This is a genomic window from Flagellimonas flava (assembly GCF_050617915.1).
Lineage (GTDB): Bacteria > Bacteroidota > Bacteroidia > Flavobacteriales > Flavobacteriaceae > Flagellimonas > Flagellimonas flava_A.
The window spans coordinates 90,543-112,737 of record NZ_JBODQE010000004.1 but is presented as its reverse complement, the minus strand read 5'-3'; the positions used below and the strand labels follow the sequence as shown (position 1 = coordinate 112,737).

The 22,195-nt window shown below is 41.7% G+C and carries 25 protein-coding genes and 1 tRNA gene; 15 read left to right on the top strand and 11 right to left on the bottom strand.

Annotation, left to right across the window (positions count from 1 at the left end; all coding sequences use genetic code 11):
* The first annotated feature begins 19 nt into the window (after positions 1-19).
* Positions 20-1,243, top strand: coding sequence for a 2-oxoglutarate dehydrogenase complex dihydrolipoyllysine-residue succinyltransferase (odhB, locus tag ACRHOZ_RS11785; RefSeq protein ID WP_431125844.1), 1,224 nt, complete (start codon positions 20-22; stop codon positions 1,241-1,243).
* Positions 1,244-1,448: 205 nt separating this feature from the next.
* On the opposite strand, the gene ACRHOZ_RS11780 is transcribed toward odhB, so the two are convergent.
* Positions 1,449-1,892 carry a retropepsin-like aspartic protease gene (locus ACRHOZ_RS11780; protein ID WP_431125842.1) on the bottom strand — a complete coding sequence of 148 codons (444 nt, stop codon included), beginning with the start codon at positions 1,890-1,892 and terminating at the stop codon, positions 1,449-1,451.
* A 37-nt stretch (positions 1,893-1,929) separates the two neighbouring features.
* Here ACRHOZ_RS11780 and ACRHOZ_RS11775 point away from each other — a divergent pair, with 37 nt between their 5' ends.
* The 10 genes from ACRHOZ_RS11775 to ACRHOZ_RS11730 all read left to right on the top strand — a co-directional run bounded on the left by ACRHOZ_RS11775 (position 1,930) and on the right by ACRHOZ_RS11730 (position 8,343).
* Positions 1,930-2,697, top strand: coding sequence for a TatD family hydrolase (locus ACRHOZ_RS11775; protein WP_431125840.1), 768 nt, complete (start codon positions 1,930-1,932; stop codon positions 2,695-2,697).
* A 9-nt stretch (positions 2,698-2,706) separates the two neighbouring features.
* Positions 2,707-3,732 carry an asparaginase gene (locus tag ACRHOZ_RS11770; RefSeq protein ID WP_431125838.1) on the top strand — a complete coding sequence of 342 codons (1,026 nt, stop codon included), beginning with the start codon at positions 2,707-2,709 and terminating at the stop codon, positions 3,730-3,732.
* A 69-nt stretch (positions 3,733-3,801) separates the two neighbouring features.
* Positions 3,802-3,889 (top strand) — tRNA-Ser (locus ACRHOZ_RS11765).
* A 78-nt stretch (positions 3,890-3,967) separates the two neighbouring features.
* Positions 3,968-4,702, top strand: a complete 735-nt coding sequence (locus ACRHOZ_RS11760) for a MotA/TolQ/ExbB proton channel family protein (protein ID WP_138835615.1) — start codon at positions 3,968-3,970, stop codon at positions 4,700-4,702.
* A gap of 26 nt (positions 4,703-4,728) precedes the next feature.
* Positions 4,729-5,175, top strand: coding sequence for a hypothetical protein (locus tag ACRHOZ_RS11755; RefSeq protein WP_138835613.1), 447 nt, complete (start codon positions 4,729-4,731; stop codon positions 5,173-5,175).
* 12 nt (positions 5,176-5,187) lie between these two features.
* Positions 5,188-5,805 carry an ExbD/TolR family protein gene (locus tag ACRHOZ_RS11750; protein WP_138835612.1) on the top strand — a complete coding sequence of 206 codons (618 nt, stop codon included), beginning with the start codon at positions 5,188-5,190 and terminating at the stop codon, positions 5,803-5,805.
* 12 nt (positions 5,806-5,817) lie between these two features.
* Entirely contained in the window at positions 5,818-6,300 is a 483-nt protein-coding gene (locus ACRHOZ_RS11745) for an ExbD/TolR family protein (RefSeq protein ID WP_249970193.1), read from the top strand.
* Positions 6,301-6,478: 178 nt separating this feature from the next.
* Positions 6,479-7,099 (top strand): ExbD/TolR family protein, encoded by a 621-nt coding sequence (locus tag ACRHOZ_RS11740; RefSeq protein ID WP_431125834.1) that lies wholly within the window; start codon positions 6,479-6,481, stop codon positions 7,097-7,099.
* Positions 7,100-7,107: 8 nt separating this feature from the next.
* The gene (locus ACRHOZ_RS11735; RefSeq protein ID WP_431125832.1) at positions 7,108-7,584 is read left to right on the top strand and encodes an ExbD/TolR family protein; all 477 of its coding nucleotides are present in this window, start codon (positions 7,108-7,110) and stop codon (positions 7,582-7,584) included.
* Positions 7,585-7,671: 87 nt separating this feature from the next.
* The gene (locus ACRHOZ_RS11730) at positions 7,672-8,343 is read left to right on the top strand and encodes a porin family protein (protein WP_431125830.1); all 672 of its coding nucleotides are present in this window, start codon (positions 7,672-7,674) and stop codon (positions 8,341-8,343) included.
* Here the strand turns inward: ACRHOZ_RS11730 and ACRHOZ_RS11725 are convergent.
* The 6 genes from ACRHOZ_RS11725 to pyrH all read right to left on the bottom strand — a co-directional run bounded on the left by ACRHOZ_RS11725 (position 8,338) and on the right by pyrH (position 15,737).
* Positions 8,338-8,940, bottom strand: a complete 603-nt coding sequence (locus ACRHOZ_RS11725) for a hypothetical protein (RefSeq protein WP_431125828.1) — start codon at positions 8,938-8,940, stop codon at positions 8,338-8,340. The genes ACRHOZ_RS11730 and ACRHOZ_RS11725 overlap by 6 nt on opposite strands.
* Positions 8,940-10,397, bottom strand: a complete 1,458-nt coding sequence (rpoN, locus tag ACRHOZ_RS11720; protein WP_431125826.1) for an RNA polymerase factor sigma-54 — start codon at positions 10,395-10,397, stop codon at positions 8,940-8,942. The genes ACRHOZ_RS11725 and rpoN overlap by 1 nt, the downstream gene beginning before the upstream one ends.
* Positions 10,398-10,440: 43 nt before the next feature.
* A complete protein-coding gene (gene asnS, locus ACRHOZ_RS11715; RefSeq protein WP_431125824.1) occupies positions 10,441-11,874 on the bottom strand; it encodes an asparagine--tRNA ligase in 1,434 nt (477 codons plus the stop codon).
* Between the two features lie 86 nt (positions 11,875-11,960).
* On the bottom strand, positions 11,961-14,357 hold the full coding sequence (locus ACRHOZ_RS11710; RefSeq protein ID WP_431125822.1) for an efflux RND transporter permease subunit: 2,397 nt from the start codon (positions 14,355-14,357) through the stop codon (positions 11,961-11,963).
* Between the two features lie 75 nt (positions 14,358-14,432).
* Entirely contained in the window at positions 14,433-14,987 is a 555-nt protein-coding gene (frr, locus tag ACRHOZ_RS11705) for a ribosome recycling factor (protein WP_431125820.1), read from the bottom strand.
* 42 nt (positions 14,988-15,029) lie between these two features.
* Positions 15,030-15,737 (bottom strand): UMP kinase, encoded by a 708-nt coding sequence (pyrH, locus tag ACRHOZ_RS11700; protein WP_431125818.1) that lies wholly within the window; start codon positions 15,735-15,737, stop codon positions 15,030-15,032.
* Positions 15,738-15,902: 165 nt separating this feature from the next.
* On the opposite strand from pyrH, the gene ACRHOZ_RS11695 reads away from it, so the two are divergent.
* The 4 genes from ACRHOZ_RS11695 to ACRHOZ_RS11680 are packed head-to-tail and all read left to right on the top strand — an operon-like array spanning position 15,903 to position 18,995.
* Positions 15,903-16,454, top strand: coding sequence for an RNA polymerase sigma factor (locus ACRHOZ_RS11695; RefSeq protein WP_431125816.1), 552 nt, complete (start codon positions 15,903-15,905; stop codon positions 16,452-16,454).
* Between the two features lie 4 nt (positions 16,455-16,458).
* A complete protein-coding gene (locus ACRHOZ_RS11690) occupies positions 16,459-17,253 on the top strand; it encodes a hypothetical protein (RefSeq protein ID WP_431125814.1) in 795 nt (264 codons plus the stop codon).
* A gap of 56 nt (positions 17,254-17,309) precedes the next feature.
* The gene (locus tag ACRHOZ_RS11685; protein WP_431125812.1) at positions 17,310-18,176 is read left to right on the top strand and encodes a DUF4097 family beta strand repeat-containing protein; all 867 of its coding nucleotides are present in this window, start codon (positions 17,310-17,312) and stop codon (positions 18,174-18,176) included.
* A gap of 3 nt (positions 18,177-18,179) precedes the next feature.
* Positions 18,180-18,995 carry a DUF4097 family beta strand repeat-containing protein gene (locus ACRHOZ_RS11680; protein WP_431125810.1) on the top strand — a complete coding sequence of 272 codons (816 nt, stop codon included), beginning with the start codon at positions 18,180-18,182 and terminating at the stop codon, positions 18,993-18,995.
* Between the two features lie 68 nt (positions 18,996-19,063).
* Here the strand turns inward: ACRHOZ_RS11680 and tsf are convergent, their stop codons facing one another.
* The 4 genes from tsf to rplM form a co-directional block, all read right to left on the bottom strand.
* The gene (gene tsf, locus ACRHOZ_RS11675) at positions 19,064-19,888 is read right to left on the bottom strand and encodes a translation elongation factor Ts (RefSeq protein WP_431125808.1); all 825 of its coding nucleotides are present in this window, start codon (positions 19,886-19,888) and stop codon (positions 19,064-19,066) included.
* 107 nt (positions 19,889-19,995) lie between these two features.
* A complete protein-coding gene (gene rpsB / locus ACRHOZ_RS11670) occupies positions 19,996-21,126 on the bottom strand; it encodes a 30S ribosomal protein S2 (RefSeq protein ID WP_431125806.1) in 1,131 nt (376 codons plus the stop codon).
* Positions 21,127-21,335: 209 nt separating this feature from the next.
* Entirely contained in the window at positions 21,336-21,722 is a 387-nt protein-coding gene (gene rpsI / locus ACRHOZ_RS11665; protein WP_138835582.1) for a 30S ribosomal protein S9, read from the bottom strand.
* The gene (rplM, locus tag ACRHOZ_RS11660; protein WP_138835580.1) at positions 21,722-22,177 is read right to left on the bottom strand and encodes a 50S ribosomal protein L13; all 456 of its coding nucleotides are present in this window, start codon (positions 22,175-22,177) and stop codon (positions 21,722-21,724) included. Before rplM ends, rpsI begins: the two co-directional genes overlap by 1 nt.
* Between the last annotated feature and the right edge of the window lie 18 nt (positions 22,178-22,195).

Genomic DNA, 22,195 nt, shown 5'->3' with positions numbered 1-22,195 from the left:
AAGCATAAACTAAAATAACATGGTTTTAGAAATGAAAGTTCCCTCGCCAGGGGAATCCATAACCGAGGTAGAAATAGCAGAGTGGTTGGTGCAAGATGGAGATTACGTGGAAAAAGATCAGGCCATTGCCGAGGTCGATTCGGATAAAGCTACTTTGGAACTTCCAGCGGAAGAAAGTGGAATCATAACTTTAAAGGCTGAAGAAGGTGATGCCGTTGCCGTAGGTGAGGTGGTATGTTTGATTGACACAAGTGCCGCCAAGCCCGAGGGAGATGCAGCTCCTGCAGCAGAAGCCAAATCCGAACCGAAGGAAGAACCAGCAAAAGTGGAAGCCCCAAAAGAGGCTGAAGCGAAAAAGGAAACCTATGCTTCCGGTACTCCTTCTCCGGCGGCGAAGAAAATCTTGGATGAGAAGGGAATTGATGCTGCCTCCGTTTCTGGAACAGGAAGGGATGGACGAATCACCAAAGATGATGCTGTAAAAGCGGTTCCATCCATGGGAACCCCAACAGGTGGAAATAGGGGAGAGTCCCGTTCCAAACTTTCAATGCTTCGAAGAAAAGTGGCTGAACGATTGGTTTCTGCCAAGAATGAAACGGCCATGTTGACCACCTTCAACGAGGTGGATATGTCTCCGATTTTTGCACTACGAAAAGAATACAAGGAAACCTTTAAAGAAAAACACGGGGTAAGCCTTGGGTTTATGTCCTTCTTCACAAAGGCCGTAGTCCGCGCTTTGGAAATGTATCCCGCGGTAAATTCCATGATCGATGGCAAAGAAATGTTGTCTTTTGATTTTTGTGATATCAGTATAGCGGTATCAGGGCCTAAAGGACTTATGGTGCCCGTAATTAGAAATGCGGAGAATCTGACTTTTAGAGGCGTTGAATCAGAGGTAAAAAGATTGGCGATTAGAGCCAGGGAAGGTGAAATTACTGTGGACGAAATGACCGGTGGTACCTTTACCATAACCAACGGTGGGGTGTTTGGCTCCATGTTGTCCACGCCTATTATTAATCCTCCGCAAAGTGCCATACTTGGAATGCACAATATTGTGGAAAGACCTATTGCCAAGGATGGACAGGTAGTCATAGCGCCTATCATGTATGTGGCTCTGTCTTATGACCATAGAATCATTGATGGAAAGGAATCCGTAGGATTCTTGGTTGCCGTGAAGGAAGCGTTGGAAAGTCCTGAAGAATTACTGATGGACGGCAATGTGAAGAAGGCTCTGGAGTTATAGGTTAGGTTCGATTTTGTATCCGACGCTCTTTTTGGGATAGGTAACTTTCTGGTGTCTATCACAATTTCAAAATGTGAAAATGCTTGAATTTGAAAATGGGAAAATTGCATGAATTCTCTCACCTTATCACCTTGTGTCCATTTTGTATGTTTAACCAATAACCAATAACCAATAACCAACCCGGTGAAGGTTTTTGGATAATTGATCACGGATTTTTCAAAAACAGGCACTTTTTATCATAGTCGATAACAGCCTTTGCTTTTTTAAGGATATCAGCACCTATAATGCCATCTACCGGTAGGGAGTTATGTGAGGTTAAGGCTTGATTTACATGGACTAAATCGAACAGCACGATTTTCTGTTTTTTCTTGGTCCAAGAGCCAATTTGAACCTTATTTTTTGCGGAGACCAAAGTTTCCATCTCGGTTGCACCCGCTCCTGCGGCCTTGATATCAGATACTTCAGAAATCATTTTGAAGTAGTCTATTTTATCCATGCCCACACAGGTATTGGAGGCTCCCGTATCCAGAATAAATCGACCTGAGACCCCATTGATCATGGCTGAAATTTCAAAATGGTTGGTGGCGGTCAACACTAAGGGTATCCGTGCGTAATTTTTGGATTTCAAGAATTTTTTGAGGGTTTTCATCCACAATTTTTATTAAAGATAAACCTATTTTTGCTTTATGGTTATAACGGATACACATACCCATTTGTATAGCGAAGCCTTTGATGAAGATCGATCCCAAATCATACAATCCGCTATGAATTTGGGAGTGGAACGATTCTTCATTCCAGCGATTGATTCCACCTATACCCAATCCATGTTGGATTTGGAATCTGACTTTCCCAACAATGTTTTTTTGATGATGGGATTGCACCCTACCCATGTTAAGGAAAACTTCAGGGAAGAATTGCAACATGTGGAGGAGATGTTGGCCAAAAGAAAGTTCTACGCAGTGGGGGAAATAGGTATCGATTTGTATTGGGATAAATCCTTTTTAATGCAACAACAAGAAGCTTTTATTCATCAAATCCGGTTGGCCAAAAAATACCAACTTCCCATTGTAATCCATTCCAGGGAATCCTTTGATGAGATATTTGAAGTTTTGGAACAGGAAAAAAGTGAGGATTTGTATGGGATATTCCATTGCTTTACAGGAACCTTGGAGCAGGCGCATCGAGCTATTTCGTTCAATATGAAATTGGGAATTGGAGGGGTGGCAACCTTTAAAAATGGAAAAATAGATCAGTTCTTACATGAAGTGGACCTGGAGCATATTGTTCTTGAAACGGACTCCCCATATCTGGCACCGGTGCCCTATAGAGGAAAGCGAAATGAGAGTTCCTATATAATTAAGGTATTGGAAAAGTTATCTGAGATTTATGGCATGCGCAAAGAAGCGATCGCCAGCATAACCACGGAAAATTCAAAACAGGTTTTTGGAATTTAATCAAAAGAAATGAAGACAAACATTTTGTTGATCTATACGGGAGGTACCATCGGAATGGTCAAGGATTATGAGACTGGAGCTCTAAAAGCGTTCAATTTTGAAGAGCTGGTCAACAATATTCCTGAACTGAACCAGCTGGATTGTGAAATTCAAGGGCTTTCATTGGAGGATCCCATTGATTCTTCAAATATGAATCCTAAATACTGGGCAACCATTGCCACCATGATTGAGGAAAACTATAAAGTTTATGACGGTTTTGTGGTGCTGCATGGGAGCGATACCATGAGCTATTCAGCATCGGCCCTAAGTTTTATGTTGGAGAATTTGGCCAAACCTGTCATCTTTACTGGGTCGCAGTTGCCCATTGGGGACCTGCGCACGGATGCAAAGGAAAACCTAATTACCTCCATTCAGATTGCTGCATTACAGAGCAAGGGCAAACCCGTGATTCAGGAGGTGGGACTGTACTTTGAATATAAGTTGTACAGGGCCAATAGGACAACCAAAATCAATGCAGAGCATTTTGAGGCGTTCGCTTCCCTTAATCATCCGCCTTTGGTAGAATCTGGAGTGCATCTTAATGTGCATCATTCCTATTTGTTGAAACGACCTTCAAAATCAAAACCCTTACAAGTGCACAAGACTTTGGACGACAATGTCATGGTGCTTAAACTTTTTCCGGGATTGAATCAAGAAGTGCTAAAATCAGCTTTGCAAGCAACGGGATTAAAAGTCCTGATTCTGGAAACCTATGGTGCCGGAAATGCTCCTATGGATGCTTGGTTTTTGGAAGAGATTGAGAAGGCCGTGAAAAAAGGATTGCATATTATTAATGTGACCCAATGCTCTGGAGGGAGTGTTGTCATGGGTCATTATGAAACCAGCGAAAAGCTCAAGCAGATGCAATTGGTTAACGGAAAGGATATTACGACAGAGGCAGCAATTACCAAGGCAATGTACCTATTGGGAACCGGTGTTTCCCATAGGCTTTTTAAAACGATTTTTGAAACTTCTTTGAGGGGCGAAATGCACTAAAATTAACTCCTTAAATTTCGTTAAATAATTATTTTTTCGTTTATTGCTCGGCCTATACTGAGATTAATTAGAGAGGTGGCCGAGTGGTCGAAGGCGCACGCCTGGAAAGTGTGTATACACCAAAAGTGTATCGAGGGTTCGAATCCCTTCCTCTCTGCTAGGTATTAAAATTCTTTGGTATAAAAATTTTTATATCTTTAACATTATTAACTAACTAAATTTAAGTTTTAGAAAAATGAAAAAATTATCCTTTACTCTGGCTGCTGCCGGAATGTTTGTTATGGGAACTACATCTGCATCTGCAGCTATGTTTCAAGATGAAGCCGCGGCCGAAGCCAGCAAAGGTTTCACCCAGGTTTTGAAAGAACAATTTATCCAAGGGGGTCCAGCTTTCATGGGAATCGTACTTTTATGTTTAATCTTGGGATTGGCGGTTGCCATTGAGAGAATAATTTATTTGAATTTGGCCAGTACCAATTCTGCCAAACTTAAGCAACAAGTGGAAGACGCTTTGGCTTCCGGTGGTGTTGAAGCTGCTAAAGAAGTATGCAGAAACACCAAAGGACCTGTTGCTTCCATTTTCTACCAAGGTTTGGATAGAGCTGGTGAAGGTTTGGAATCCGCTGAAAAAGCTGTTGTGGCTTATGGTGGGGTACAAATGGGACAATTGGAGAAAAACGTTTCTTGGCTATCATTGTTTATCGCTATTGCACCCATGCTTGGGTTCATGGGAACGGTAATTGGTATGATTGCGGCCTTCCAGAAAATTGCAGCTGTGGGTAACTTGAGCGCCTCGTTGATTGCTGGTGATATTCAGGTGGCGTTATTGACAACCGTATTCGGTTTGATCACGGCGATTATCCTTCAAATTTTCTACAACTATATCATTGCAAAAATCGATAGTATCGTAAATGACATGGAAGACTCCTCCATATCTTTAATAGATATGTTGGCAGCACATAAAAAGTAATTACGAAATTTAAACTATCGGGAATCATGAATAAAATAATTAAAATAGTATTGATTGTCATCGGGTTGGTAGCAGCCGTACTTTGGTTCTCTCTACCATCCGCTGATGACCCAGACGCCATTAATAGCGGATCAATGAACTTCATGTTCGTTATAATGTACATATTATTGGCAATAGCTGTTGTGGCTTCATTGTTCTTTGGACTTAAAAAATTGCTTTCAACACCTGGAAGCCTCAAGAAAACATTGTTTGCACTTGGAGGTTTGGCCATTGTGGTAGCTATTTCTTATGGGCTTTCTTCTTCTGAAGAAGCAAAGGCGGTAGCGGATTCATTTGCTAACAATCCAAACATTGTCGCAACGGAAGGAACGGTAAAAAACATTGGCATGGGATTGAATGTTTTCTTTATCCTAACTGCCGTAGCCGTAGCTCTAATGGTTTTTCCAGGGTTGAAAAAAATGTTTGTTAAGTAAAAACTCAAAGTTATGCCTAGAAGAAAAGGAGCACCAGAAGTGAATGCCGGTTCTATGGCAGACATCGCTTTCCTATTGCTTATCTTTTTCCTGGTTACCACGACCATTGAAACAGATGCAGGATTGGATCGTATGTTGCCACCAATGGAACCGCCAGAGGAGGATGTGGTAATCAAGCAAAAGAACATTTTTACGGTTAACATCAATAAAAATGGACAATTGCTGGTTGAGGATGAGTTGATGGACCTGAAAGGTTTGAGAAAAGCCGCCATGGACTTTCTTGAAAATGGAGCGGATGGTACCTGCAACTACTGCAAGGGACGTAAAGATCCAGCTTCCTCGGATAACCCATCCAAAGCGATTATCTCTCTAAAGAACGATAGGGAAACCAAGTACAGTACCTATATCACCGTTCAGAATGAGTTGGTAGGAGCTTACAACGACCTTAGGAACAGAGAAGCCCAAAGAATCTTTGGTAGATCATTTGTAGAAATGGAAGGGGAGTATCTCGATCCAAAAAACAAAGATTTATTTACAGCATCGCAGTTGGAAAAACTGAAGGATGATGTAAAGAGGATTCAAGATATGTTTCCACAGAAACTATCGGAAGCTGAAACAACAAGTAACTAAAGTAATTAACGTATGGCAAAGTTTGCAAAAAAGAAAGATGGCGATTTGCCTGCGGTTTCAACCGCATCGTTGCCAGACATCGTATTTATGCTACTGTTCTTTTTTATGACAGTAACTACGATGAAAGATAGTTCTTTGTTGGTGGAAAATACGCTTCCAAATGCAACTGAAATCAAGAAGTTGGAGAAAAAAGACCGAGTTATCTATATTTATGTAGGGAAGCCTACGCAAGAATATCAAAAGGTTTTTGGTACTGAGCCAAAAATCCAGTTAAACGATAAGTTTGCAAATGTGGATGAGGTAGGATCTTATATTTTGGCAGAGCGTGCCAAAAAACCACAAGAATTACAAAATGTATTGACTACCGCATTGAAGGTGGATAAGAACGCCAATATGGGTCTTATTGCCGATATTAAACAACAATTGAGAGAAGTAAATGCCCTTAAGGTCAACTATACGACTTATGAAGGTAATGCTTTCAACAATCTGCAGTAGACAATAACTTAGATTTAGTGGAAAACGCTCCAAGTTTTAGATTTGGAGCGTTTTTTTATGCACTTTCATGAAATCTTCCGGATAGTTTTGGTCTCCAGTGTTTTGGAATAGTTGTTGTGATGGTTTGGATAGCCCATTCGGGTTAATTAATCATTACGTCCAACTAAATATTTTCATTATGGCTAGAAACAACGAAATCCCGGAAGTGAATGCCGGGTCCATGGCGGATATTGCCTTTCTGTTACTTATCTTTTTCTTGGTCACGGCAACTATCCAAACCGATATGGGATTGGATAGAAAGTTACCTTCAAAAGAACCCACACCACCTATTACGTTTAATGAGCGAAACGTGTTTAGGATTGTTCTGAACAAAAATGATGAACTCATGGTGGAAAGCGAAGTTATGCCGCTCAAAGACCTTCGAAATGCAGCCATTGCATTTCTGGACAATGGAGGAGAGATCCAGGGAGAGAAAAACCATTGCAGCTATTGCATGGGAGCGCGAAATCCTAATTCATCAGACCATCCCAAGGAAGCTATTATTTCTTTGAACAGCGACCGGGAGGCTACCTATGGCACCTATGTTACTGTGCAAAATGAATTGACAGCCGCTTATAACGAATTGAGAAATAGGGAGTCCCAACGTTTGTTCAATATGGATTTTGTGGAAATGGAGAAACGTTATTATGATGCTGAGACCCCATCTGAAATCAAAAGGGAATTGAAGGAGCATATTTTGGCAATTAGGAACTTGTTTCCCATGCAGTTGTCCGAAGCACAGACCAATCAAATTAAATAAGAAAGATTATGGGAAATTTTAAAAAAAGCAAAAAAGGAATGCCGGCAATTTCAACCGCGTCCTTACCGGATATTGTATTTATGCTCCTCTTCTTTTTTATGACGGTGACTACCATCAAGGATTATCCTATGCTGGTAGACAATGAGCTGCCAAAGGCAGATCAAGTCAAAAAATTGGAAAAGAAGGATCGGATCATTGAGATATATGTTGGGAAACCCACCGAGGATTTGGCCAAGGTTTTGGGTGCAGAACCTAAAATTCAACTGGATAAAAGATTGGCCAATGTGAATGAGGTTGCTCCTTATGTGCTATCAGAACTTGCCAAAAAACCGGATGCTATCAGAAATTTGGTAACGGTTTCCTTAAAAGTGGACAAAAAAGTGGGTATGGGCATCGTTTCCGATATCAAGGAAGAACTGCGAAAAGTAAATTTGCTAAAAGTGAATTATACCACTTACGAGGGCAACAGTCTTTCTGGACAATAAGCCCGATAATTTTTGCTAAAAAACAATCCAAATGTGTATTTTGGATTGTTTTTACTGCTTTTACCTATGAGGAATTGGACTTCTTTAATGACATTGCTTTTGGGCTGGTTTGCCATCCAGGGAATTTCTGCCCAAACTCCGCAACCGGTGGATGACAGATACTTGGAAGATCAGTTCTATGTTGGATTGGGATTTAATTTTTTACTGGATAGGCCAACAGATGTGGTTCAAAGAAGTCTTTCGTACAATCTGCAGACGGGATTTATCAAAGATATTCCACTATCACGCAGAAGAAATGTTGGATTTGGGCTTGGATTGGGATATGCCGTCAATTCTTATTATACCAATATTAAAGCCACCCAAGTTGGGGATGCCGTCACTTATGAAGTGGTGAGTACGGACGACATAGTTAGAAGCAAATTGGAAACCCATACCGTTGAAGTTCCCTTGGAATTAAGGTGGCGTACGTCAACTGCGGAGGAATATAAGTTTTGGAGAATTTATGCAGGCGGCAGATTGGGCTATGTCTTTTCTGGAAGGTCAAGGTTGGTCATGGATGAAACAGGGGCTGAGGGATTTTCGAATGGCGATATCGAAAAACTGCAATACGGATTGACCTTGAGTTTTGGCTATAATACTTGGAATATTCATGCCTATTATGCCCTTAATCCATTGCTGGAAGATGGAACCCAAATTGAAGGTGGGGAACCCATAGATATGCGTGTGCTGCGTATCGGCTTGATTTTTTATATTTTATAGCCAGTACTTTAAAATAAGCAGTTGGGATCCCACTCCAACAACAAATCCTATCAATAATTCGGCTTTACTGTGGGCTTTGAGATAGAGTCTGGAAGTTGCAACAAGCCCCGTCAACAGGGTAAACAAACTTATTCCAAGGGTGATGTTTTGTTCAAAGTGGATGCTGAGTCCAATCATGAACATCAACAAGCTTCCCATACCCAGTAAATGCATGCTGGTCTTGAATTTGAGAAACAGCAATATCAGGGCAGCCCCCGTTGCGGTCAACAAACCGGTGAAAAAGAAGAAAAGCTCATTCACGTAGTTGTTGGGGATTACCTTGTACAAAATCATAAGGATCAGCACACAGCTAATGTATAAGGGATACTTGCGTTCCTGGAGGGTGGGCAGGAAAATGGATTTAATGACCCCTAGATTTTTCAGGATAAGAAAAAAAATAATCGGGATAATTACTGTTAGAATAAAAATGGGAAGAATGTTACCGCTCTGCACTTCCAAAGTACTGTAAGGGGTTAACCTGAAAAAGAGCAATGTTCCTCCTATGGGGACAAATAAAGGGTGAAAAATGTACGAGATAATGTTGAGGAAATGATGCATTAGATTTGCTTTCTTAACCTCGCCACAGGTATTCCTAGCTGCTCTCGGTATTTGGCGACGGTTCTCCTTGCTATGGGATACCCTCTTTCCTTTAATATTTTGGCTAATTTATCGTCAGTTAACGGCTTTTTCTTTTCTTCCTCACCGATAACGGTTTCCAATATCTTTTTGATTTCTTTGGTGGAAACATCTTCTCCCTGCTCATTTTTCATGGCTTCTGAGAAATATTCCTTAATCAGTTTGGTGCCATACGGAGTGTCAACATATTTGCTGTTGGCAACTCTTGAAACGGTGGAAACATCCATACCAATTTGATCCGCAATATCCTTGAGAATCATCGGGCGCAACTTACGTTCGTCTCCACTTAGGAAATAATCCCGTTGGTAGTTCATAATGGAGCTCATGGTCACATACAAGGTTTGCTGCCTTTGTTTGATCGCATCAATAAACCACTTGGCCGCATCCAGTTTTTGCTTGATAAAAAGCACTGTGTCTTTTTGGGCCTTGGATTTTTCCTTGGAATTTTTGTAGCCCTCCAGCATATTGCTGTAATCGCGGCTTACGTGCAGCTCAGGTGCATTTCTACCGTTCAGGGTCAGCTCCAATTCTCCCTCAACAATTTTGATGGAAAAATCAGGAACAATATGTTCAATGATTCGGGTGCTACCGGCATAGGAGCCACCGGGTTTTGGATTCAACTTCTCGATTTCCGAAATGGCTTCTTTGAGCTCCTCCTCGCCAATGTGGTGCTTTTGCAGTAATTTGGAATAGTGCTTCTTTGTAAACTGGTCAAAGGATTTTTCCAAAATGGTTATGGCCAATTCAACTGCTGGGGTTCTTTCCTTTCTTTTGAGCTGAATGATCAAACACTCTCCCAATGACCTTGCTCCCACACCAGGTGGATCCAATTCCTGGACGGTTCTTAGGACTGCTTCAATGTCGGTTTCCTCCACATAAATGTTCTGGGTAAAGGCCAAATCGTCCATAATATCTGAAAGAGGTCTGCGGATATAACCACTTTCATCTACGCTTCCCACCAAAAACTCGGCAATGGCCCATTCCTGGTCATCCAAATAAATGGTGTTGAGCTGGTTGATCAAATATTGGTTAAACGAAATTCCGGAAGCATAAGGGATACTCTTTTCGTCGTCATCCGCACTATAGTTGCTGGTTTGGGTACGGTAATCGGGAATCTCATCATCGCTAAGGTAGTCGTCTATATTGATTTCGTCAGCAGATATGGTTTCGCTGTCGGCTGAATCGTCAAAGGCATCCTCATACGCATCATCCATGCCTTCCTTTTCCTCTTTTCCACTCTCCAAGGCAGGGTTCTCCTCCAATTCTTGCTTTAATCGTTGTTCAAAGGCCTGGGTGGGCAATTGAATCAACTTCATAAGCTGAATCTGTTGCGGGGACAGTTTCTGGGAAAGCTTGAATTGAAGATGTTGTTTTAGCATAAAAAACTACCGTATTGCTTTCTGATAAAATTACGCAATCCTATTAAAATTCCGCATTTTGCGGGAACCTAGGGTAGGGGATGACATCACGGATATTTCCCATTCCCGTGGCAAATTGAACCATGCGTTCAAACCCAAGCCCAAATCCGCTGTGGACGGCGGTTCCAAATCGTCTAAGATCAAGATACCACCACAGCTCCTTCTCATCAATGTCAAGCGCTTTGATTTTTTGTTGGAGCACTTCCAAGCGTTCCTCTCTTTGCGAACCTCCCACAATTTCTCCAATCCCGGGAAACAAAACATCCATGGCCCGGACTGTTTTACCGTCTTCGTTCAATCGCATATAGAACGCTTTGATGTTGGCTGGATAATCAAAGAGGATTACGGGGCACTTAAAGTGTTTTTCCACCAAGTAACGCTCATGTTCGCTTTGAAGATCGGCACCCCATTCGTTAATGGGGAACTGGAATTTCTTTTTCTTGTTGGGCTTGCTGTTCCTTAATATGTCGATGGCCTCCGTATAGCTTACACGTTTAAAGTTGTTATCCACAATAAACTTCAGCTTTTCAATAAGCGCCATCTCTGACCTTTCGTTTTGCGGTTTGGATTTTTCTTCATCCAAAAGACGCTTTTCCAAAAACTCGAGGTCATCTTTGCAGTTCTCCAACACATATTTAAGGATGGATTGAATAAAATCCTCTGCCAAGTCCATGTTGGCATCCAGGTCATAGAAAGCCATTTCCGGTTCTATCATCCAGAACTCCGCCAAGTGTCGGGACGTATTGGAATTTTCCGCCCTAAACGTGGGGCCGAAGGTGTACACCTTGCCCAATCCCATGGCGTAGGTTTCTGCTTCCAACTGTCCGGAAACGGTCAAGTTGGTCTCTTTTCCAAAGAAGTCTTGGGAATAATCAACCGCACCGTCTTCTGTTAAGGGAGTGTTTTGTGGGTCCAAGGTACTTACCCTGAACATTTCCCCAGCTCCCTCGGCATCAGAGCCTGTTATTATTGGGGGATGCATATAATAGAAGCCATTCTGCTGAAAATATTGGTGAACGGCAAAAGCCAGGGCAGATCGTACCCTCATCACAGCTGAAAACGTATTGGTGCGTACCCTTAAATGCGCTTTCTCCCTTAGAAATTCCAAAGAGTGTTTTTTAGGTTGAATTGGATATGTCTCTGGGTCTGCAGTACCATGGACAAAGACGTCTGTTGCCTGGATTTCCACACTCTGACCTCTACCTTGGCTTTCAACAAGGGTTCCAGTTACCTTTAAGGCGGCACCTGTGGATATCTGCTTGAGCAATTCCTCATCAAAATTTTCAAAGTCGACAACACATTGAAGGTTATGAATCGTAGATCCATCATTGAGCGCTACAAAACGGTTACTTCTAAAGGTTTTTACCCATCCGTTCACCTCCACACTTTCTCCAATCGGTTGCTTTGTAAGCAGTTCTTTTACAGAATAAGACTTCATTATAATCTATGGTAAATTAAGCGGTAAAGATAGCTTTTTGGTCAAAAAGGATAACACCTAAACTGCAATTAAAACAGTCCTTTTGGCTATTTGTCCTTGATATTGACCTCTTCCTGCGGAAGGATATCTATCTGTGGTTTTTTGAGTACTTGTTTGTTGGCAATGCTTCGTTCCAATGATAGGAGTAGGGATGGAAGCAAAATCAAATTGGCAAGCATGGCAAAAAGCAAGGTGGCGGATACCAACCCTCCCAAAGCCTTGGTGCCTCCAAAATTGGAAATTATGAATACGGAAAACCCAAAGAACAAAACAATGGAGGTGTAGAACATACTAACCCCAGTTTCTCTAAGCGCAGCATATACAGACCTTTTGATATGCCATTTATGGGTGGCCAGTTCCTGTCGGTATTTGGCCAAGAAGTGAATGGTGTCGTCCACCGAGATTCCAAATGCGATGCTAAATACCAAAATTGTGGAAGGCTTGATTGGCACGCCTAGATAACCCATTACCCCGGCGGTAATGACCAACGGGAGTAAGTTGGGTACCAATGAAATGACAATCATTCTGAACGAACGGAACAAATAGGCCATAAACAATGAAATAAGTCCAATGGCCAGCGCTAGTGACAAGAGTAAATTCTTGACTAAGTATCTTGTTCCTTTAAGGAACAATAAGGCCTTGCCCGTCATGTATACATTAAATCGTTCCGAAGGAAAGAACTTGGTGATGGATTCCTGAACATCTTTCTCGATTTCCTCCATGCGGTCAATTTTCACATCACGCATATAAGTGGTCAATCTTGCTGTCTGTCCAGTGCTATCCACAAAACTTTCAAGTAGGTCACCGTCGCTTGAGGATTTTCTGACCACATCCATGATAAAGGTGTTTTCCTGGGAGGTAGGGAGCTGATAATATTTAGGGATACCATTGTAAAAGGCCTGCTTGGAATATTTTACCAGGTTGACCACCGACACTGGCTTGGACAGTTCGGGTATCTCCTCAATAACGGTTCCCAATTGATCCATACGTCTTAGGGTGGCTGGTTTGGTAACTCCGTTTTTTCGCTTGGTGTCCACCACTATTTCCATGGGCATGATACCATCAAATTCTTCCTCAAAAAAACGAATGTCCTTAAAGTAGTGGGTGTTTTTCGGCAGATCTTCAATTCTACTACCCGTGATTTCAATTTGGTAAATGCCGATAATACTCAACACCAACACAATGACCGAGGTAATGTAGACAGCAATACGGTGATTTCTAACGATATGTTCCATCCAGTTTACGAACATATCAATCCACTTTTTGTTCAAGTGTTTTAAGTGCTTGGTCTTGGGAAGCGGCATAAAACTGTACAGGATCGGGATAATCAATAGTGATAGGATGAAAATCCCAACAATGTTGATGGAAGCTACAATACCAAATTCCTTTAGCAGATCGCTATCAAGAATGATAAAAGTGGCAAATCCCGAAGCTGTGGTGATGTTGGTCATCAAAGTGGCATTCCCAATTTTGGAAATGACCCTTTGCAGGGAAAGGGCCTGATTTCCGTGTTTTTTTACCTCTTGCTGGTATTTGTTGATCAAGAAAATGCAATTGGGAATTCCAATCACAATGATCAAAGGCGGAATAAGCGCTGTAAGTATGGTTATTTCATATCGGAAAAGGCCCAAGATTCCAAAGGCCCACATCACCCCAATAATTACCACAAACATGGAGATAAAGGTTGCCCTGAAACTCCTGAAGAAGAAAAAGAAAATAAGAGATGTCACTAGAAGGGCAGCCACGATAAAGATGCCAATCTCATCCACAATGGATTTGGTATTCCAGGTACGGATATATGGCATTCCGGAAACACGGACGTCCAAGTTGGTTTCTTCCTCAAAAATCTTGACCAAATCACCCAAATCATTCAGGATAAATTCATTCCGAACGGCTGTGTTCATAATGTCCTTATCCAGGTAGATGATGGTTTGGATGGTTTCACTTTCAGCGTTATAGATTAGATTATCGTAGAAAGGAAGTTCCTTAAAAAGATGGGTCCTTATGGCATTTATTTCCTCTTCGGTCTGGGGTACTTCCTGAATCAGGGGCTCCATGACAAACACCTGCTGTTCATTGTCCTTCTTCAGAACTTTGAGATTGTCTGTAGAAATAACGTAGTCAATCTCGGGGAAAGCATCCAATTGTTTGCTCAACTTGTTCCACCGATTGAAGTTACTGGGGGTAAACAAAGAAGAATCCCTAATAGCGAGCACTATGGCATTGCCTTCCTCCCCAAAAATACTTTTAAAGGCATTGTACTGTACAGTGGCTGGGTGGTCATCCGGCAGAATGTTGGCTTCCGTGTTGGAGAACTGCATGTTCTTCCACTGCACGGCCAAGAAGACCGTAAAGGCGGCAACCCCAAGAAGGATCAAAATTCTATTGCGCAGAATTAGACGTGCGACCGTGGGCCAAAATCCTCTTGTAAGCTTTGCTACCATACGATTTTTATTGGGCGCAAAGGTAGAAAATGATTGTTTGTGTTCCTAAAGATAACCAAGGGTTGTTTCAGGGGACTAAACCTTCATGATTTCTGTCTCTTTGACAGAAAGAATGGCATCCACTTTTTTGCTGAAAGTGTCCGTTAATTCTTGAACGTCGACTTCGGCATTGCTTAATAAATCTTCTGAGATTTCAAGTTTCTTAAGCTCCTTGTTGGCATCTTGCCTAGCGTTTCTAATGCTCACTTTAGCATCTTCAGCTTCTGATTTAGCTTGTTTCACCAATTGAATCCTACGCTCCTCAGTCAAAGGCGGGACATTAATGATGACCATCTCGCCATTGTTCATGGGATTAAAACCCAGATTGGCATTCATAATGGCAGTTTCTATTTCTTGAAGAAGTGATTTTTCCCAAGGTTGTACGGATATGGTACGTGCGTCCGGAGTATTGATGTTTGAAACCTGGGAAAGTGGCGTGGGCGAGCCGTAATATTCCACCATTACAGTTGAAAGCATTACAGGGCTGGCTTTACCCGCACGAATTTTTACCAGGGCCTTTTCCAAATGGGAAATGCTCCCTTCCATACTTTCCTTGGTAGTGTCTAGAATAAAAGTTACTTCTTCGTTCATAATCCTAAATTTTTACATCTGGCATCAAAGCTCGTACCAATTTTAGATATTGACCACGGTTCCAATGTTTTCCCCAGAAACTATTCGCATAAGGTTGCCTCTTGTGTTCATATCAAAGACCACAATGGGCAGCTCGTTTTCTTGACTTAGTGTAAAGGCGGTGGTGTCCATTACTTTCAATCCTTTGGAAAGGACATCGTTAAAGGAAATAGAATCAAATTTGGTCGCAGTTTTGTCTTTCTCCGGATCCGACGTGTAGATACCATCTACTCGGGTACCTTTGAGAATTACATCGGCCTTGATTTCAATGGCTCTAAGTACCGCGGCAGAATCTGTGGTGAAATACGGATTTCCGGTTCCGCCTCCAAAAATAACCACTCTTCCTTTTTCCAAGTGGCGCATGGCCCTACGCCTGATAAATGGTTCCGCTACCTCGTTGATTTTGATTGCAGATTGCAATCGGGTTTCTACACCTTGCAATTCCAGAGCGCTTTGTAAGGCCAGACCATTGATTACCGTTGCCAGCATCCCCATATGGTCACCTTGAACACGATCCATTCCTTGGCTTGCGCCGGACAGACCTCTAAAAATGTTGCCTCCTCCAATAACGATGGCAACCTCAATGCCCTTTTCCACCACGGACTTTATATCTTCCGCATATTCTGCAAGCCGTTTCGCATCTATTCCATATTGTTGTTCGCCCATTAGGGCTTCTCCACTAAGTTTTAGTAAAACTCTTTTGTATTGCATTGAGGATATCTTGAAGTCCGGACAAAAATAATCAAAAATATTTATGGGAATTGGTGGAACTAACGATGGTTTTCCATCAAATTGAACAAAAAAAATCATAGATTCTGTAACCATCTAAAAAATGGGCAGTATATCATTCAACAAGCCAAAAAAAACACCATCAAATTGCAAAACCTAACCGACGACATGCTCATGCTCAAAGTAAAATCCGGGGACTTGGATAAGTTGGGCTTGCTGTATGAGCGACATAAAAAAAGGCTCTTTGGGTTCTTTTACAACTTGGGCAACAATCCGTCAGTTAGTGAGGATTTGGTTCAGAATGTATTCGTACGCATGCTCAAATACAGAAGTTCGTATGCGGGAAATGGGTCGTTTGCAGCTTGGATGTTCAGAATGGCGAGGAATGTCAATTATGATTACCACAAAAAAGCAGCGAAAAACAAAATAGCAGTGGGTACCAATCCCGAGGATGTCCATGTTGAAACTGATACGTTTTCGGAAAAGGTGGAAATGGAGGATAAGGCCTATCAAATAAAAAGGGCCATGGCGCAACTGCCAGATGAAAAAAGGGAACTGTTGGTGCTTAGTAAATACAGGGAAATGAAGTTCAAGGAAATTGGAGAAACCATTGGATGTTCCGAAGGTGCAGCCAAGGTAAGGGTACATAGGGCCTTGAAGGAGTTAAGAAATATTTTTTTACAACTAGAAACGGTTTAAAGACATGGATAAGGAACAATTGAAAATGCAAATGATGGATTACCTGTCAGGCAGTATGCATGAAGATGAGATGAAGGAGTTTGAAAAACTGTTGCAAGATTCCCCAGGGTTACAATTGGAAATGCAAGCGCTGATGGATACTTGGGACATGGTTGGAAATCTAAAAACACCCGAACCATCCGAAGCCATGGATTCCGCTTTTTTTGACATGCTTTCCAAAGAAATGGACAAGCAGAACCAGAAAGCGACAAGCAAAAGTTTTCCCCTTTGGTTTTGGCCTTTCCCTAGGGCGCAATGGGTATTTGGACTTTTTCTTTTGGGTCTGGGAATAACGGTGGGGTATTTTTTGAATTCGAAGAGTAAGGATATTCCTGTTGACAATGTTGTGGTCAACGAGGAAACGGAAAGTGTTAGGCAGAAATTGGTCTTGACCTTATTGGAACAACCTTCTGCCAATCAGCGATTGCAAGGGGTAAGTGAAGCCAATAAATTTGCAGATGCCGATGAGATTGTGATCAAGGCATTGCTTCAAACCCTTAACCAGGATTCCAACGTAAATGTACGCTTGGCAGCCATAGAATCCCTGACCAATTATGTAGACCATCCGATCGTGCGTCTGGGGTTGGTGCAGTCCATCCCCAATCAGGAATCGCCGATTCTTCAGATAACCCTGGCCAACTTAATGGTGGCCCTACAGGAGAAAGCATCCATAGAACCTTTTAAACAACTGCTCCAGGAAAGAAAGTTGGATACCACGGTGCAGAAGAAAATCAAAAATTCAATAGAATCAATAATCTAGTTTATTTATCAATCGCCCTTGCGGCATAATCAAATCACGAACAGTCAAATTAAAAAATGATGAAACAATTAATTTTTATGGCAAGTCTGAGCCTTTTGGTGGCCTTGTCCGGGTTACATGCCCAAAAGAAGGAGTTTAGGGAACTTATCAAGAAGGAAATTGCCTTTTCCAACCAATCCGATCATAGCCTGATTGTAAAGAATGTCTTTGGGGATATTACCGTTGAAGGTTATGCTGGTACCCAAGTTGTTGTGGAAGTGGAGAAAATCATTTCAGCAAAAAACCAAGAGGATTTGGACTTGGGAAAGCAAGAGTTGAATCTTGGGGTCATTGAAAAGGCCAACCGAATAGTTCTGTACCCAGATGCTCCCTATGCGGATTTTGATGGGGAAAACTTAAGATTCAATTGGTGCAACAACCACGATGAACCTTCTTATGGGCATATCTTGAATTTTAAAATAAAAGTGCCTAACAAAATTCATGTCAATGTAAGTACCGTCAATGATGGAGAGGTGACCGTTAAGAACACACGGGGAGATGTTGTAAGTGCTGAGAATATCAACGGAGGTATTACCCTTACGGATATTACAGGAACTACAAAAGTTCATTGTATCAACGGGGATGTTAACATATCCTATGCCGCCAACCCTAAGAATGCCTCAACATATTATTCCTTAAATGGGGATATAACCATTAAGTATCAAAAGGCATTGTCTGCCTCCATCTCATTTAAAAGTATGAATGGGGAGCTATATACCGATTTTGATGTGAACAAGCAGTTCATGAAAACCGATAAGACCATGGAAAAGGGAAATAAGCCCAAATATAGATTCGAAGCGAAACCCGTGGTGCAAATAGGTTCTGGACTTGTAGATCACGATTTTGAAACATTAAATGGAAACGTATTCATCAAAAAGATATAAGTCATGAAAAATATAAAAGCATTAGTAATTCTGGCCGTTGCCATTTGTATGGTTGAGGGTACCGCACAAGAAAAGAGTATTGATTTGTTCTCTGTGCCATTGAGTAATCCACAAAACCCAGGGAAATTGGTTATTGACCAAATATCGGGTTCCATTTCCGTTGAAGCTTATGACGGTAAAGAAGTGGTGATCAAGGCTTCTTTTGGCGGGGAGCATGACCATGATAACGGGCACAAGGAAAAGAACGGCCTGAAACGAATCAATAGTTCATCATTGAACATTGGTGCCGAAGAAAAAGATAATGTGGTACATGTGATCAATGAGCAATGGAACAAGTCCACCCACATTCATGTAAAGGTGCCAAAGGCCTTTTCGGTTAAACTCTCCACAGTCAATGATGGTGATATTAGCGTGAAAGGAATCAGCGGTGAAATGGAAATAACCAATGTCAATGGGGAAATTGTCTTGGAAAGTGTCAGCGGGTCTGCCACCGCTGATACGGTAAACGGAGATGTTAAGGTGGATTTTCTGAGCATTGCCCAAGATGCCAACATGGCTTTTAGTAGCCTAAATGGGGATTTGGATATTACCTTTCCCAGCAGTCTTAAGGCCAATGTGAAGGCCAAAACGGATATGGGGGATATTTATACGGATTTTGATATGAAGGTCACTGCCAACCAACCTGAGGTCAACCAGAATTCCTCTTCTGGAACGTATAAAGTAAAGATTGAACAATGGGTAAGGGGTACCATAAATGGAGGAGGCCCGGAAATGCTGTTCAAAACCTTTAATGGAGATATTTTGATAAAATCGAAATAAAATAGCCCCGTGCACAAACAAAAAACGCTCCCGATCGGGAGCGTTTTTCTTTTTTGGGTTTAGGATGTTTATCCTAAAGCTACTCTTTGGAATCCGGTCACCTCCAAATCGGAGTCAACAGATTTTACGTATTGTGCAACGCTTTGCTTGCTGTCCTTGATAAAAGCTTGATTTACCAAAGTATTGTCTTTGAAGAAACGCTGTAGTTTTCCTTTGGCGATGTTTTCCAACATAGCTTCTGGTTTTCCTTCTTGACGCAATTGATCTTTTGCAATCTCAATTTCCTTGTCAATAACGGATTGATCTACACCTTCTTCGTTAAGGGCCACTGGGTTCATAGCTGCGGCTTGCATGGCAACATCTTTAGCAGCTTCTGCGGCACCATCAACAGATGCGGACAAACCAACCAATGTAGCAATTTTGTTACCAGCGTGGATGTATGATCCAACGAATGGGGCATCCAATTTCTCAAAGCTTCCAATTTCAATTTTCTCACCGATCACACCAGTTTGCTCCGTCAATTTTTCAGCAACGGTCATCCCGTTAAAGGGAGCAGCCAAGAAGGCATCTTTGTTGTCAAAACCAAGTGCTAGATCAGCTAGATCGTTGGCAAGGGTAACAAAGGTTTCGTTTTTGGCCACAAAATCGGTCTCACAGTTCAAGGAGATGATTACACCAGTGGAGCTATCTGCATTTACTTTTGCGATAGCAGCTCCTTCAGAGGAATCTCTGTCTGCTCTTTTGGCAGCTACTTTTTGTCCTTTTTTACGAAGGATTTCAATTGCTTTATCAAAATCACCATCAGCTTCAACCAAAGCATTCTTGCAATCCATCATCCCAGCTCCGGTGGTCTTTCTTAGTTTATTTACTTCTGCGGCGGTAATCTTTGCCATAATTTGATTTTTTTTAGTCTTTTCCGCAAAAGCGGAAATCTTTTTAAAATTTATGTAAAATAAACACTGTTGGCAGTGTTTTGTTTTAGCCTAATGTTATCAATTGATTATTCTACGCCTCCTTTGGCGTTCTCTTGCCATTCCTTAAGCTCATCCCACTTGTCATCAGCAGCCATTTGAGCTTGCTTTGGCCAAGAAGTTGGGTCCAAATGAGCCATTCTTGAGCTGGCCTCCGTTAGGATCTCCTTGATTTTCTCAGGATCAGCTTTCGCCAATTTTGCATAGGTGTCAATTCCGCTATTTACAAGCGCTTCTGCCGCTTTTGGTCCAGCGCCTTCAATTTTGGTCAAATCGTCAGCCTTAGCTGCTTTGGTTTTAGCTGGTTTTGGCTCCTCCTTAGCTTCCTCTTTTGCAACTTCTTCTACTTTTGGCTCTTCTTTGGCCTCAACAGCAGGTTTTTCCTCTTGCACTGGCTCAGCTGCTTTTTCCTCTTTTACTGGAGCTTCCTCTTTTGCAACCGGAGCTTCTTTTTCTTCTTGCTTGTCGTTTTTGCGTTCTGCCAAACCTTCCGCAACTGCTTCCGTTACCTGTCCCATGATAACTTCTATGGATTTTCCAGCATCATCATTGGCAGGAATTACATAGTCAATTGGTCTTGGGTCTGAGTTGGTATCCACTATCGCAAAGATTGGGATGTTCAACTTTTGGGCCTCTTTAACTGCAATGTGTTCTCTCATGGTATCCACGATGAAAATGGCACCTGGCAATCGGGTCATATCAGCAATGGAACCCAAGTTTTTTTCCAATTTTGCTCTAAGACGATCTACTTGCAATCTTTCTTTTTTGGAAAGTGTGTTGAAAGTTCCGTCTTTTTTCATACGGTCAATGGACGCCATTTTCTTAACCGCCTTACGGATAGTTACGAAATTGGTCAACATACCACCTGGCCATCTTTCAGTGATGTAAGGCATGTTGATTTTGGATACTTTGTCTGCGACAATATCCTTTGCTTGTTTTTTTGTGGCTACAAAAAGAATTTTTCTACCGGAAGCAGCAATTTTCTTAAGGGCTTCGTTGGCCTCATCAAGCTTTGCTACTGTTTTGTAGAGATTGATTACGTGGATCCCGTTACGCTCCATATAGATGTAAGGAGACATGTTTGGGTTCCACTTTCGGGTTAGGTGTCCAAAGTGCACACCTGCTTCCAATAAGTCTTTAACTTCGACGTTACTTGCCATTTTTTTTGTACTTAGTTTACGTTCCGTTGTAGTAGCAATGGGTTGGTGGTTGCAAACTGCGCGCCCAGCCCATTTAGATGCTAAACTAAATTCCAAAAAGTTCGTTTTTTCCTTTTTGGAACAACGACAACTTGGTTAAAAATATAACCCTGAAATGCATCAGGGTTTTCAATGAACTTATAATATGTGGTGCAAATGCACCGAAAATCCTAACGTTTGGAGAACTGGAATTTCTTACGGGCTTTCTTCTGACCGAATTTCTTTCTTTCCACCATTCTTGGATCCCTGGTCAACAAACCTTCGGGCTTAAGAACGGTTCTGTTCTCTTCATTTATTTCGCACAAAGCTCTGGACAATGCCAAACGAACAGCTTCCGCCTGTCCAGTGATTCCTCCACCGTAAACATTTACCTTAACATCGTAAGTGTCTTCAGTTTCGGTCAAGGCAAAAGGTTGTTTTACCTTGTATTGCAATGGAGCTGTGGTAAAGTAATCCTTTAATTCCTTTTTGTTTATGGTGATGTTTCCTTTTCCTTCAGAAACATATACTCTTGCTACAGCAGTTTTTCTTCTACCAATCTTATGAACCACTTCCATTATTTGTAGTCGTTTAAGTTTATTGCTTTTGGCTTTTGTGCTTCTTGACCGTGCTCTGCACCGGCATATACTTTAAGGTTTCTGAACAAATCAGCTCCCAATCGGTTTTTGGGCAACATTCCCTTAACAGACTTTTCAATAAGTCTTTCAGGATGCTTTTCCAATATTTCTTGTGCAGTGGTGGAACGCTGTCCTCCTGGGTATCCAGTGTATCTTTGATACTCTTTGTCGGCCCATTTGTTTCCGCTCAAGTTAATTTTTTCAGCATTGATTACAACGATGTTATCGCCACAATCTACATGGGGGGTAAAGTTTGGCTTGTGTTTACCTCTTAGCAACTTGGCTACTACAGATGACAATCTACCTAATGTCTCTCCCTCAGCATCAACCAATAACCATTGCTTGTCAACGGTAGATTTATTGGCAGAAATAGTCTTATAACTTAATGTGTCCACTTCTAGAATATTAGTGAT